9 protein-coding genes are annotated in these 14,890 nt (G+C 39.5%); 6 read left to right on the forward strand and 3 right to left on the reverse strand.

Features of this window, described 5'->3' with window-relative positions; genetic code table 11:
- Positions 1–135: 135 nt before the first annotated feature.
- Genes H4J41_RS06070 through tldD form a run of 3 tightly spaced genes read left to right on the forward strand, consistent with a single transcriptional unit; the run spans position 136 to position 6,656 of the window.
- Entirely contained in the window at positions 136–4,317 is a 4,182-nt protein-coding gene (locus H4J41_RS06070) for a YhdP family protein (protein ID WP_259364541.1), read from the forward strand.
- 49 nt (positions 4,318–4,366) lie between these two features.
- The gene (locus H4J41_RS06075) at positions 4,367–5,215 is read left to right on the forward strand and encodes a carbon-nitrogen hydrolase family protein (protein ID WP_259365556.1); all 849 of its coding nucleotides are present in this window, start codon (positions 4,367–4,369) and stop codon (positions 5,213–5,215) included.
- Positions 5,208–6,656, forward strand: coding sequence for a metalloprotease TldD (tldD, locus tag H4J41_RS06080; RefSeq protein WP_182136632.1), 1,449 nt, complete (start codon positions 5,208–5,210; stop codon positions 6,654–6,656). The genes H4J41_RS06075 and tldD overlap by 8 nt, the downstream gene beginning before the upstream one ends.
- Before the next feature lie 77 nt (positions 6,657–6,733).
- Here the strand turns inward: tldD and H4J41_RS06085 are convergent, their stop codons facing one another.
- Positions 6,734–7,570: a S1 RNA-binding domain-containing protein gene (locus tag H4J41_RS06085; protein ID WP_182136631.1), complete on the reverse strand. Its 837-nt coding sequence runs from the start codon at positions 7,568–7,570 to the stop codon at positions 6,734–6,736.
- A 79-nt stretch (positions 7,571–7,649) separates the two neighbouring features.
- On the reverse strand, positions 7,650–8,117 hold the full coding sequence (locus H4J41_RS06090; protein WP_182136630.1) for a TerB family tellurite resistance protein: 468 nt from the start codon (positions 8,115–8,117) through the stop codon (positions 7,650–7,652).
- Between the two features lie 693 nt (positions 8,118–8,810).
- Here H4J41_RS06090 and H4J41_RS06095 point away from each other — a divergent pair.
- The gene (locus H4J41_RS06095) at positions 8,811–10,028 is read left to right on the forward strand and encodes an efflux RND transporter periplasmic adaptor subunit (RefSeq protein ID WP_182136629.1); all 1,218 of its coding nucleotides are present in this window, start codon (positions 8,811–8,813) and stop codon (positions 10,026–10,028) included.
- 2 nt (positions 10,029–10,030) lie between these two features.
- On the forward strand, positions 10,031–13,234 hold the full coding sequence (locus H4J41_RS06100) for an efflux RND transporter permease subunit (RefSeq protein ID WP_182136628.1): 3,204 nt from the start codon (positions 10,031–10,033) through the stop codon (positions 13,232–13,234).
- Between the two features lie 113 nt (positions 13,235–13,347).
- On the opposite strand, the gene H4J41_RS06105 is transcribed toward H4J41_RS06100, so the two are convergent.
- Complete coding sequence (locus H4J41_RS06105) at positions 13,348–14,187, reverse strand: isopenicillin N synthase family oxygenase (protein WP_182136627.1); 840 nt, start codon at positions 14,185–14,187, stop codon at positions 13,348–13,350.
- Between the two features lie 327 nt (positions 14,188–14,514).
- Here H4J41_RS06105 and H4J41_RS06110 point away from each other — a divergent pair, with 327 nt between their 5' ends.
- Positions 14,515–14,802, forward strand: coding sequence for a hypothetical protein (locus H4J41_RS06110; RefSeq protein ID WP_182136626.1), 288 nt, complete (start codon positions 14,515–14,517; stop codon positions 14,800–14,802).
- Positions 14,803–14,890 lie beyond the last annotated feature (88 nt).

Consider the following 14,890-nt stretch of genomic DNA (forward strand, 5'->3'; position numbering starts at 1 on the left):
CACAATGAGCATGCAGGTCGCATTTAAGCTGTCAATTTGACGGAGAAAAGCCTGATATAATCTGTGCAAGTAGCATAAGTAGCTATCGTTTGGTTCCATTCCTATCAGTGAATAAAGTGTGTTGGTAAAATATTAATGAGTGTTTCCACGGTCTTAAATAGATGGCTCAAACGTCTGTATAAACTATTAGCAATTTTGTTAGTAGCTTTTGCCGTGTCAATTAGTCTATTGCGCTTATTTTTACCCTATGCACATAATTATCGCCAAGCGGTCGAAGATTATCTCAACAATAGCTATAAAAGTAACATCTCTATTGGTTCGTTAAGCATGGGCTGGGGTCAGTTAGGGCCAACATTGATCACCCAAAAAGTTGAGCTTTTGTCTAATGACAAGAGTAAAATATACCTTGATAGTTTGGCGGTTGAATTGGACTTTTGGCGCAGCATGCGCTCAGGGAAACTGGTGACGCAAAACTTTGTTATCTCGGGCGCAGAATTAGTATTCGAACAAGCGGCACTGGCTAACTCCGCCGCAGAAATCTCTACCAATGAAGCGGATAATAAAGACTTAATAACGTCGCTTTCCTCAATATTACTTGAACAAATTTCTCGTTTTTCGATTCGTGATAGTCATGTGCTTTATCATACCCTTAGTGGGGTGCGAGCCTTTACCATTAATGAATTGTTTTGGGTAAATGAAAACAATCAGCATAGAGCTAACGGTACTATTATCGTCGACGGTCTCAGCTCTAATAATTTAAAAGTGTTGTTAGACTTTCAAGGGCCAAGGTTTGATCAACTCAGTGGCCAAGCCTATTTAGAAGCCAATGACATTGACATTACCCCTTGGTTAGGGACACTTCTCGCGATTAAGGATGCCAACACCCACTCAGCGATTAATTTTAGTGCTTGGTTAAAGCTTAACACGGGTAAGCCCGAGTTTATTCAGGTCGCTCTTGGTGATAATGAAATCACTTGGCAACATCAGGGTAAAGCGCAAAAATTTGAGATTATAGGTGGTGATTTTCAAATAAAAATCTTAAACGAATTAGTGTTTAATCTAGCAAGCTCACCATTAACTGTTAAACGTAATGGTAGGGAAACTAATAAAATATCCTTGATGGCCAAGGTTAATGGTACCAATATCAATGGTTATATTAATGCTATCGAGCTAGCCAGTTTTGCCGGCGTATCACCGCTATTAGTTGACGATGTTGGCCTTGAAAAACTATTATTAGACCTTGACCCAGAGGGCCGAGTTGAAGAGATTCATTTTCGCAGTACTGCGGATAATTTCGCTATCACAGCCGCATTTAGCGATGTTGACAGCCATTTTAGTCAAGGTATTCCCGGCATTGACAATGTCAGTGGTGAATTAGTTTATGCTAATAATCAGCTGCAAATATCATTAAGTGCTGTTGATGGCGCACTCGATTTCGATAAACATTTTAAATACCCTATTCCTTACACTCGCTTAACGAGTTTGATCAATGCAAAGTTTTCAGCGGATGACTGGCAATTTTCGGTTGAAAATATAGAATTTAATTCGCCGCAGCTGAGTTTAAGTGCAGACGTAAAAATAAAGAGTGTTAAAGATCAAGCGATAACAATGTCACTCTTGGCGAGTGCAAGTCAGGATAATACAGAGTTTGCTGAATATTTTTATCCCCATCTATTAATGGGTGAGGGTTTGGTGAACTACTTAAATGGCGCGATTGTTAATGGTAAAATTAAGCAGGCTTTAGTGTTATTTAATGGGCCATTAAAAAGCTTTCCGTTTAACCACCGTGAAGGTGTTTTTGTGGTTGACGCTGAGTTGTCTCAAAGTACATTTAAATTTGACCCACAGTGGCCGGCGATTGAAAACTTCGCCGCGAACTTAAACTTCACCAATAATAGTATGCTTATTACCGGCAGAGAAGGCACATTGTCGGGTATTGACGTTAACGGTGTTCAAGCCGCTATTGCTGAGTTAACAGGTAGTCAAGTATTAACAGTTGACGCCGACTTTACTCAAACCGAGCCGCAATTAGTGCAGCAACTGATGGCGGCGAGTCCAATGCAAGAAACGATTGGTGTAACATTAGAGCAAGTGGTGGTTTCAGCGCCGATTAATGGTGATTTCTCTTTAACATTACCATTAAATAATCCTGCAGCTGTTATCGCTAAAGGTTATGTTGAGTTTAAAAATAATCATCTCGCGTTACAAGCACCGCGAATGGACTTTAGCCAAGTTAATGGCCGTTTAGACTATTATAATGATCGAATAACTGTTTCGGGTGTTGAGCTTGATTGGCGCGGTATGCCGTTAACTATTAATGTTACCGCTGAACAAAATCCTGAGCACTATAAGGTCAGTATTGAAACACTAGGTCAGTGGAAAACTAGCCAATGGCAAAGACAATTACCTGATGAATTAGTGAAATATGCCGACGGTAAAATAGACTGGCAAGGTATGCTAGCACTGAATATTAGTGATGATAAATTTAACTATGATTACCAAATACACTCGACCATAGATGAGGTGAATTTAGCCTTACCCGCACCTTTTAGTAAGCGCATAGGCGAACAAGTTGCAGTAAAAATTCACGCCTTTGGCAATAAGCTTAATAGCACCATAAACGCGGATATGGGTGATGAGCTAGGCTTTTATGCTTTACTGGATCATCAACAAACGCGTTTTTCATTAGCGCATTTAGTGCTAGGCAAGCAAACTTTAGGGTCACCCATTTCAGGCTTTCATATTAGTGCTGATCTAGCCCAAGCAAATTATCAGCAATGGCAGCCTTTAGTGTTAGATATTTTGGCGGCTGTTGAGCCCACACCAGACAAGTTAGATCCATCAGCCGTGTCATCCGATATAAAGACCAAGGAGCAGAGCTTATTATCAGCGCCTGATAAAATACAGGGTCAGGTGGGCAACTTAATGGTTTATGATAAAAACTTCCAGCAAGTCAATTTTGACTTTACACCTGAGTTGGATGGATGGCTGCTCAATATCAATGCTAAAGCACTAAAAGGCTCAGCTAAGTTTTATCCTGACTGGCATCAGCAAGGTATAGACATTAATGCAGATTTTGTGCATTTAACCAGCGCTAAAAATGAGTTAGTGCCAGCAGAGAGCCTTGAAGGTTTTGTTGATAACACTTTGGTTAATAACACGTCAGTTGATAAAACTGTGACTGATGAAAATCTGATCGATGAGGCAGAAGTTACTGAGGAGATAAAATCTGGTAGTACAGCATCAGTAAAACTAGCGCCAACTCACGAAGTTGAGCCAGAGGCTGGTGAAGTAAAGCCAATTCAACAAAGTAACACAGTGACTGAATTTGAGCCAATAAACTCAGTTGAACAGCCAATATCGTCACCGATTGATACTGTGCGTAATGCGGCACTTTTTGCTAATGTGCCACCATTAAAGGTGACTTGTGCCAGTTGCCAGTATGATAATTATGACTTTGGTGAGGTAAGTTTCACCTTAGAGCGAGCAGATGAAGATACATTATTATTGAAAAATTTCACCGCTAAACGCGATAATAATGCATTGGCATTTAACGCTCAGTGGCAACAAGACAATGAGGGGTCAAATACTCGTGTTACCGGCACCTTGGCTACTGATGATGTGGCGGGTGAAATAGCGCAATTAGGTTACGTTTCGATTATAAAAGATAGTGGTGTCGAGATGAAGTACAACCTTGATTGGCAGGGTGGGCCGCATGACTTTGCAACTGCGACGCTTAATGGCGAGCTATCAACAACATTTGATGATGGCTATTTGGCTGATGTTGATGATAAAGGCGTGCGTATTTTATCCTTGTTAAGTTTGCAGTCACTGGTGCGTAAACTTAGTTTTGATTTTAGAGATATTTTTAGTGATGGTATGTTCTATAGTGAGCTAAAAGGTCACTTTATGGTAAAAGATGGCGTGGCATATACTGATAATATTCAGATGAATGGCACTGCCGGTGATTTAACCATAGTGGGTAATACTAATTTAAATAATGGTAACCTTGATTATCGGATGTCATATAAACCCAATTTAACTTCTAGTTTGCCGGTATTGGCTTGGATTGCGACACTAAATCCCGTAACCTTTTTAGCGGGCATGGCACTGGATGAAGTGATCACGTCGACGGTAATTGCTGAAATTAATTTTGAAGTAACAGGAAACTTAGACGATCCGCAATTTAAACAAGTCAGTCGTAAAAATCAAAATATCAGCGTTGGCCGCTCATCACCACCTAAAATAGTTGAAAATATTTCAGAAGATGCCACTAAAATCAAGGCTTCAGAGCAGCCTGAAGAACAACCTTTGTAGTGGAACTTTGATAGATGATATGGATGGATAACCTTGATTAATGATGATAATGGGTAATAAAATAATGCAAATTTGTGCGATACAAATGTCTTCTAATACCCGTGTTGAAGACAATATTGCTGATATTGAACAGCAATTAGCTACTTTGGAACTAGCGCAACAACAACTGGTTTTGTTGCCTGAATGCTGTTTGTTTTTTGGTGGTAAAGATAAAGCGCAACTGGCGTTGGCAAAAGAAAATCAGCAAAGCAATGGGCTAAAAACTCGGCTTGGAAAGCTGGCAATAAAATATAATGTTTTTCTCGTGGCGGGCAGTATTCCCGTACTATCAAATCAGCCAGAAAAATTTACTAACAGTTGTTTTGTTTTTTCCCCTGAAGGCCAAGAACTTGGGAGCTATGATAAAATTCATTTGTTTGATGTTGCGGTGCAAGACAACGAAAAAAATTACTGTGAATCTCGTTATGTCAAAGCCGGTGATCATACTAGCGTAGTGAATGTGGCTGGCGTTAAGGTTGGCTTGTCAATTTGTTATGATTTGCGTTTTCCAGCACTATTTCACCAGTTATGCCAACAAGGGGCAAAAATTATTACTGTACCCAGTGCTTTTACTCGGGTAACGGGCGCAGCACATTGGCAAACCTTATTGCAGGCGCGCGCGATTGAAAATCAAGTATATATTGTTGCCGCAGGGCAAGAAGGTGTGCATTTAAATGGTCGGGAAACTTGGGGCCACAGTATGATCATTAGTCCATGGGGCGAAATACTGACTCAGCTTGATATCTCAAAAGGTATTATTTGTGCTGATTACCAAGAACAAGAATTAGACAAGGTGCGTAAAGCTATGCCTGTTGCCACTCATAATCGTTTTAAAAATAAGTTGATGTCGTATGAATAATGTTGAGATAGAGCTTTTAGCCAATAGTGAAATTGATCAAAGTATGCTGATGGATACCTTGGATAACATTTTCCAACGTAAAGTCGATTTAGCGGATTTATATTTTCAATCCAGTAGCCATGAATCATGGATGCTGGAAGACGGTATAGTCAAAGAAGGCTCTTATAACATCGAACGTGGTGTCGGTGTACGTGCTATATCAGGTGAAAAAACCGGCTTTGCTTACTCTGATGATATTTCGCCCAGCGCATTAAAAAAAGCGGCTGATGCGGCGAAAGGCATCGCTAATGCTGAAAAGTCTGCGCGAGTGCAAGTTTTTGATGGCAAAAAGATGCAGCAAAACCCCGCTCAATATCAGGCAACAGATCCACTGGCTAGTTTGCCTCAAGAGCAAAAGATAACCTTATTACACGAAGTAGAGGCTCATGCCCGCAGTGTTGATAAACGGGTTAAACAAGTGATTGTTAACTTGTCAGGTATTTATGAAAAAATATTAGTGGCGGCCAGTGATGGCACTTATGCTACCGATATACGACCATTAGTACGGCTTAATTGTTCGGTGTTAGTTGAAGAAAACGGTAAGCGAGAGCGCGCTAGTTCCGGTGGTGGTGCACGTACAGATTATAGTTATTTCTTTGAGTTAGAGCATAATAAACCACGTTATTTAGCCTATGCAGAAGAAGCCGTTCGCCAAGCGTTAGTTAACTTAGTCGCGATTGATTCACCGGCAGGATTATTACCGGTAGTGCTGGGTGCCGGCTGGCCAGGAGTATTACTTCATGAAGCGGTTGGTCATGGTTTAGAAGGTGACTTTAACCGTAAAGGCTCTTCAGCATTTTCGGGAAAAATTGGCCAAAAAGTTACCTCTGATTTATGTACTATTGTTGATGATGGCACTATGGCAAATCGTCGTGGTTCGATCAGTATTGATGACGAAGGTACGCCAGGGCAGTACAACGTGCTGATTGAAAAAGGTGTACTCAAAGGTTACATGCAAGACAAACACAATGCCGGTTTAATGGGCGTAAAGCCCACAGGTAATGGCAGACGTGAATCTTATGCACACTTACCTATGCCGCGCATGACCAACACTTATATGTTGGCAGGTGAACATAAGCCTGAAGACATTATCAAATCAGTTAAAAAAGGTATTTACGCCCCCAATTTTGCCGGTGGGCAGGTTGATATTACTTCGGGTAAATTTGTTTTCACTAGTTCAGAAGCGTATTTAATTGAAAATGGCGAAATTACTTCACCCATAAAAGGCGCTACTCTCATTGGCAGTGGCCCTGAGGCCATGAAGAACGTGAGCATGGTAGGTAATGACTTGAAACTAGATGCTGGTGTGGGTGTTTGTGGTAAAGACGGTCAAAGCTTGCCGGTTGGTGTTGGTCAACCAACCTTGAAGATTGATCAAATGACGGTAGGTGGTACGCAATAACGCCGGCTTAAAGTACTATTCTCAGAATCATAAAAAAAAGCCCTTTCGGGCTTTTTTATTTTAAGTGATGAGAAAAATTAAGAATCTTTGAGGCGAATGCCTTTCGCTTCAATGGTAATTTTACCGTTTTTCATTAAATTACCTACGGTGGCCTTAAAGGTTTTTTTACTGACCCCTAAAATACGCTTGATCAATTCTGGGTCACTTTTATCATGCAACGGACTAAAACCGTCGTGCTCGGCAATATGAGCTAATAATACCTCACTAAAGTCTTTAACTTTACCTTCGCCTGGGCGGGTCAATGATAAATCAATACGACCATCTTCACGTACTTGCTTGATATAACCAGTTATTTTTTTACCAGTACGCAGTGGCTTAAATATTTCATTATCGTAAAGTAAACCCCAATGCAGATCATTAATAATCGCTTTAAAACCCAAGTCAGTTTTCGTGGCAATGGTTAATGTTACTTTATCCCATTTTTGATATTCGGCTGGCCAAATATCAATAAACTTATCTAACTTACTTGAGGCAACTAAACGGTCAGTTTTGAGATCGAGAAAAATCCGAACAAGATAATACTTGCCCGCTTCCATAGGGGTATGTTGTTGGTTATAAGGTACCAGTAAATCTTTAGGTAAGCCCCAATCTAGAAAGGCACCCATTTTATTGACTTGGCTAACTTTTAACGAGACAAATTCATCAACTTCCGCTAATGGCTTTTCCGTTGTTGCCACGATTCTATCTGCAGTATCTGCATAGATAAAAACCTTAACTTCACTACCCACTTGGCAATTTTCAGGCACAAAGCGATTAGGTAATAACAGTTCACCTAATTCATTTGCATTTAAATATGCGCCATTGTCAGTAATTGCTACTACAGGAAGAGTGTTGTATTTGCCGATGCTTGCCATGTGAATTCTTGAGGTCAGTTAACTTGCGGCTATAATAACCGATCTGGCGGCAAGTTAACTATAACTTTCAATGCTGGGGCTAATTTTTATTTAACTCTGCTGCTTTTAATTGCATATTTAGTTTGGTTTGAATGTATTCACTATGTCGTAAATGCAACAAATCGGCAATCTTACGAATAATATGCTCCTCAATGCTAGCGAGTTCGCCATCGGCATAAGCGACCTGCCATAACAGCTCTAACATTCTCACCCGTTGTTCAGTACTGTAATTTTCGTTGATTTTAGAGGTAAATTGGTAAAAATCAGTAGCGTGTTCACAAAGTAAGAGCGAGTGCTTTATGATCTCAGTGACTTCATCGCTAGTTAAATGAAATTGACTAGCGATAATATCATTGAGTTTTTGTTGTTCAGCTTTATCAAGCTGACCATCGGCAAGCATGACTTCACATAATAATACACTACCGGCAATTTCTAAGCTTAACTCATCTGCTTGCTGATTATTTTCTTCGCCTAATAATTGGAAAAAGGCACTAATTTTTGACAACATAAATTACTCTCTTTGTAGATGATGAATATTAATGTACTTACTTTTAGGGACAAGTGCTTAATTAACTTACTGTTAATAAAAAATTGTAACCTTGAATATGCATAGCTTAACTCAAGTGCCTTGGTTGCGGTTAATTAAGCCACCAACAAGGACTGTGGTATTGTTAATGCTCAGTTTTTTACTTTTGTTGTTAGTGATCTTTGGTACCTTTTTCGATATATTAACGTAAAATACTTTTTTGATCATGGTGTGTATTACCTGTGTTTATATTAAGCGGGTTCATGGCTAAGTGACAGTAGACAGTAGTCATTTTTTTGGTATTACCCTAACCTTGGGCCAATAAGTACAAGAGCAACGCTTAAACGCCATTTTGTAGTATTTATCCAAAGGTTATTCTGGTATTAGTTAATTCGACTAAAAATTTTTATAAAAGTTTACTTAATAGTGAAAAAAACCACTATGTTATTAAAGTCACTATTAACTTAAGGCCTCATTTGTTTTTTTATAATAAGGAGATGCCTTAACTTATTGTTATATAATGTTATTTTATTATAATTTGGACCGTTTTGAAAAGCGGCGCGAATGTTGTAACAAGCATTTACAACTTTGTTAGTTTTGTAGCCAGTAATTTCTGTATCCTATTGGCAATTAAATTAATATTTACAACTATTTAGACTTTACGAGGACGAAATCGTGACACGGAAAAAACAAATAATTATACCTATTGTCATTTTAATCGCTGGTTTTTTGATTTTCTTTTTATTTTCAAGTATGAAAAAACCACCGGAAGAAAAAGCCGTTGTTGATAATACCCCTATCGTTGCTGTTGAAGCGATTTCACTTGCACCCATGACCTTACTCGTAGATTCATACGGTGTGGTTAAACCAAAATATGAAACTGAATTAGTCGCTCAAGTTAGCGGGGAAGTTGTTGAATTATCAGAAAAATTTGTTCGTGGTGGTTTTGTTCAACAAGGTCAACTATTGGCCCGTATAGATCCCAGCGATTATCAAGCCGCACTCATTGAAGCCCAAGCAACCATGGCATCAGCACAGGCATCCTTAGAGCAGGAACGTGCGCAAGGGCAAGTTGCTGAGCAAGAATGGCAACGTATTACCGATGCAGCGCCTACGCCGTTGAGTTTACGTAAACCACAATTAGCCCAAGAAGTAGCACGAGTAAAATCCGCACAAGCGTTTATTCTGCGCGCTAAACGTAATTTAGAACGCACCGAAATTAGAGCACCGTATGATGCGATGATCGACAGCCGTAATGTCGGCTTAGGTTCGTTTGTTGGTACCGGTAGTATGATAGGTAAATTACTCGGTATTGCCATTGCTGAGGTACGTTTACCCGTTGCCGATAATCAATTAGAGTTTTTAATTGCACAAGGTAAAGGCGCGAGTGTTAATTTAACCGGCATATTTGCTGGCCGTGAGACCTTATGGGCAGCGAAAATTGTCCGTAGTGAAGGTGTTATTGATAGCAAAAGTCGCATGAGTTATTTAGTAGCTGAAATTTTTGACCCTTATGCTTTACGAGATAACAATCAAAAAACGCCGCTACGCTTTGGTGCTTATGTTAAGGCAAAAATTTTAGGGGCAGCCATAGCACAAGCGGCCAGTGTGCCGCGTTATTTAGTTGAAAATAGTCGCGTTGCGCTGTTGGACAGTGAATCGAAATTACATTACTCAGCAGTAAAGATTGTTCGCCAAGATGGTCAAAATGTCATTATTTCAGGTGGTTTAGCTGATGGTGACCAACTAATTGTCTCAGCGCTTGACTACCCAGTTGATGGGATGAAACTGGCGTTGATTACTGACCAAGCTGAGAAGCTTAATGATCAGCCAGAAGATGCTATTGCAAGTGAGTCGCAAGTGGCATTAAATGACAGTGATTCAGGGGAATAACCATGAGCACTCTTAAGCCTAAAAAACCGGCTGAAATTGACCACAGCATTGACACTCATAGCGGCATTATAGCTTGGTTTGCTCGTAATAGTGTCGCCGCCAACTTATTGATGATTTTTATTTTAGTGGGTGGTTTACTCACCATTCAAACCATCAACAAACAAATGTTTCCGCAAGTTAAGATCAATTGGATTTCCTACACGGCGCCATATCCTGGAGCCGCACCACAAGAAGTCGAAGAAGGCATAACCATTAAAATCGAAGAGGCATTGGATACGGTTCAAGGCCTTAAGCGTGTTATTACTTATTCAAATCGTAACTTCTCTAACGGTTGGTTTGAAGTTGAGCTAGATTATGATCCTCAAGTCGTGTTGGAAGAAGTTAAATCAGCAATAGACTCAATCTCTAGCTTCCCTGATGGCATGGAGCGAATAAAAGTCGAGCGGGAAAAATTTCGTCAAGAAGTGATGTACTTGAGTTTATATGGCGATCTAACCAACGGCGAATTAAAAGAGCTTGGCCGTAAAATACATAATGAAATTCAGCAACTACCTGCGGTTAATATTTCTGATTTATTTAGTGGTTTAGATTATGAAATCTCGATTGAAGTTAGCAAAGATAAGCTGCGAGAGTATGGCTTAAGTTTTAATGATATCGCCAATGCGGTGCGCAGTTCTTCTCGAAATATGTCGGCGGGACAAATCCGTGCAGAAAATGGTTATATTAACCTAAGGGTAGAAAATCAAGCTTATCGAGGCTATGAATTCGAACAAATTCCTGTGGTAACTTTAGCCGATGGCACGCGTATTGTATTAGGCGAAATTGCCACTATTATTGATGGCTTTGAAGAAGGTCTACAATACTCTAAGTTCAACGGTGAAAACTCAGTCACCTTATTTATCGGTGCCGCTGATAACCAAAGCATCACAGATATTGCCACTGTGGTGAAAAAATACGTTGAAGAAAAGTCAGCAATATTACCTGCAGGGGTTAAGTTAGAAACTTGGGTTGACATGACCTACTACCTCGAAGGTCGCTTAAACATGATGGTAGACAACATGAAAAGTGGTGCTGTGTTGGTATTTTTAATGTTGGCGCTATTTTTACGCGTGCGCTTGGCTTTTTGGGTGATGATGGGCTTACCGGTTTGTTTCCTCGGTACTTTATTTGTCATGCCACTTGAGTTTGTTAATGTCACCATCAACGTTATTAGTTTGTTCGCCTTCATTTTAGTACTAGGCATTGTGGTTGATGACGCGATTGTTATGGGGGAGAGTGCCCATGAAGAAATTGAAGAGCATGGCCATAGTACCGATAATGTTATTCGTGGTGTCAAGCGTGTTGCCATGCCGGCCACCTTTGGTGTTTTAACTACGATTGCGGTATTTTTGCCCTTTCTTTTTGGCGAAGGGCCGTCTTCAGCGTTTGGTAAAGCTATTGGCTCTGTGGTTATTTTGTGCTTAATTTTTTCTTTGATTGAATCTAAACTTATTTTGCCTGCGCACTTAGTTAAAATGAAAATGAAAGCATTTAACCCTAAAAATCCGATTGATAGATTACGCGCCTGGATTGATAGCAAGTTAAAAAGCTTTATAGAGCATGTTTATAGCCCAGCTTTAGCGATATTTATTCAATATCGTTATGGGGTATTAATGTTTTTTATTAGCTTAATGCTCATCAGTGGCGGTTTGTTTAGTGGTGGTTTTGTTCGTTTTGTTGGCCAGCCTAAAATTCCACATGATTTTCCGCGTGTTACTGTCGAAATGAATGTTGATGCTTCTGAAAAAGCGACCTTAGATACCTTGCTAAATATTCAAGGGGTTATTAACCGTATTGATCAAGAAATCACCGAGCAATACGGTAATTCAATGATCTCTGATATGCAGGTCGATTTGCGCAGCAGAACCAGTGGCCAGTTAATGGTGAAGTTAGTGACACCTGAATTACGGCCGATGGATACCTTTGAGCTCGCTGATTTATGGCGTAAAGCTATTCCAAATTATCCCGGCGTTAAATCATTCACTATAGGTGACAACTTATTTGGTGGCGGCCGAGATGATGGTGATATTGCCTTTCGATTAGAAAGTCAAAATGATGCAGAATTACTCGCAGCAGCAAAAGAATTAAAAACTAAGCTTAACTCGCTTAAAGGCATTGGTGATGTTAATGACAGCCGCCAAACTAGCGCTAAAGAGGTGCAATTTGAATTAAAGCCGTTAGCCTATAGCTTGAATTTAACCTTAGCAGACATTGCCTCACAAGTGAGTTATAGCTTTTATGGTTTAGAAGCGCAGCGCATTTTACGTGACAGTGAAGAAGTGAAAGTTATGGTGCGATACCCGCTTGAGCAACGCAGCTCTGTGGGTCATGTTGATGATGTAATGATACAAGCGCCCAATGGTGCGGAATTACCTTTATCTGAACTGGCAGTTATTACCTTACAAGATGGTGTGACACGTATTCGCCGTGAAAATGGTAATCGTACCATTAACGTTTGGGCCAGTGTTGATGCGGATCAGGTCGAACCGTTTAAAGTGGCTAATGATATTCAAGATAATTTCATGCCAGAATTATTAAGAAAATATCCACAAGTTAACAGTGAAGTCACCGGCAGTATTCAAGAAGAAATGGATAGTGCTGATAGTCAATTACGCGATTTTGTCATCTCAGCCATGATTATATTTTCATTGCTAGCGATACCATTAAAATCATATTCACAGGCGCTGATGATTATGGTGGTTATTCCCTTTGGTGTTATTGGTGCTGTTATTGGCCACTTTATTTTAGGGATGGACTTAAGTGCTTTATCTGTGATGGGAATACTAGCGGCTGCCGGGGTGGTGGTGAATGACTCGTTAGTTATGGTTGATTATGTTAATAATGCTAGAAAACGTGGCGAACGCTTAAAAGATGCGGTGATGCATGCGGGTAGTAAACGCTTTAGAGCCATCATGTTAACGTCAATTACTACCTTTATTGGTCTAGTGCCAATTATCTTCTTTGAAGTGAGTGCACAAGCACAAATTGTCATTCCAATGGCGGTGTCACTAGCTTTTGGCGTGCTATTTGCCACTATAGTCACGCTAGTACTTATCCCTTGCCTCTACCTTATTGTGGAAGATATTAAAGTATTATTTAAACGCAATAAAGCAGAGCCTTTAGCTCAGGCGCCCGTGTCAGATAATATTAGCAGTGAAAGCTTGTAGGGATAATGTTTTAAAACTTAAAACTTAAAACTTAAAACTAAAGAAGCCATCACAATGTGATGGCTTCTTATTAAGTTAAGCTATTTAATTTATCAGGTTGACGTGCTCTGGTATTACTTTACGCCAAGCTCTTTTAATCTTTCTAATAAGTAACTCGCATGCGTGTGCTTTTCTGACAAGACCACTTCATTACGCGGATGTAAAAATAGCGGTAAAGAAATACGTGATTTCGCGGCATTTTCCCCTGTTGGATTAATCACTCTATGACTGGTTGATGGGAAGTAGCCTTGCGATGCTTCCTGTAACATATCACCGATGTTAACAATTAAATGACCAAAGTCAGCCGGTACATCTAGCCATTCACCATCTTGTGCTTTTACTTGTAAACCAGGCTCGTTGGCTGCCGGTAAAATGGTCAGTAGGTTGATATCTTCGTGTGCTGCTGCACGGATAGCACCGGGTTCTTCTGTACCGTTTAATGGCGGATAATGTAGAATGCGTAACAAGGTGTTTGGCGTATCTTTGATCATATGCGACAGCGGTTCAGAATAGTGTTTAGTGACCTCTGGTGGGCTATATTTTTCTACCCAATCAAGTAACTCACTCGCTAGATCTGAAGCCATTTTATAATAATTAAGAATATCAGTTTTCAGTTGTGCTGGAATGCGTCCCCAAGGGTAGACATGATAATATTCTTTAATATCTTTTTTGTTATGACCTTTGGCGGTTTCTGATATTTCAGGGGCAAAATAACCGTCTTGCTTTTCAGGATCAAAGGCAAACCCTTGTTTCTCTTCTTGTGAGAAAAACAGATACCAATCTTGATATATTTTATCGACTAAAGCTTGTTGAATTGGATGGTTAGTTAACACACCAAAACCTGTATTTCGTAAACTTTCAACAAATTTTTCTGCTGCATCACTTGCCTGATAATCAATAACTTGTACTTGCATAATATTTCCCTAATGCTTAATCTTTATCTTAGGTATTATACCTATTGAAATAATTTTCGCTAACTGATCCATTGATGAGTACCACAAGTGTTCTATATTCTAGTTAAATATACGCTAGCTACAAATAGATAAGTTAAAGGAAAAGCGGCGAATTGACTCTCGGTGGTGATAAAGCCAATAATAATGTTTATTTTACTTTAGGTTAAATAACTTTGTATTGAGTTTGTACCGTCTTTACCTAACACAGGGATATTTTAGTGTTCATAACCATCTCATTATCGGTTATTATTGGTTATTAACGAATTTTGTAAATCAAAGAGAAGTAAGATGATAAAAAACCTGGCTCTGATAGTTTCCTCCGTGGTGTTTTTTTCAGCATGTAGTAGCAATAATAGTGCTTGTGAAGATGTAACATTAGCTGCAGAGCAAGTGCAGCAATGTCAGTCATTGCATAAACAAATTATTAACACTAAAAATAAACCTTTGATACGCACAGAATTGGAACGCAGATACCAACAAGATTGTATTGATATTCGCTACTATCGCGACGAGAAACAAACTGGCGTTTGTGGCAATAAAGCAGAAGTTGTTGAGTCTCAAAAAATTAGCCAGTAAAAGTAAGTTTTTAGCTATATGTATTGCCTGTTTTTTGATACTTTAAATGGTATGTAAAAAATTTGGGGATATATAATCAGCCTCATAA

Source organism: Colwellia sp. MB3u-45, from assembly GCF_014077005.1.
Classification (GTDB): Bacteria; Pseudomonadota; Gammaproteobacteria; order Enterobacterales; family Alteromonadaceae; genus Cognaticolwellia.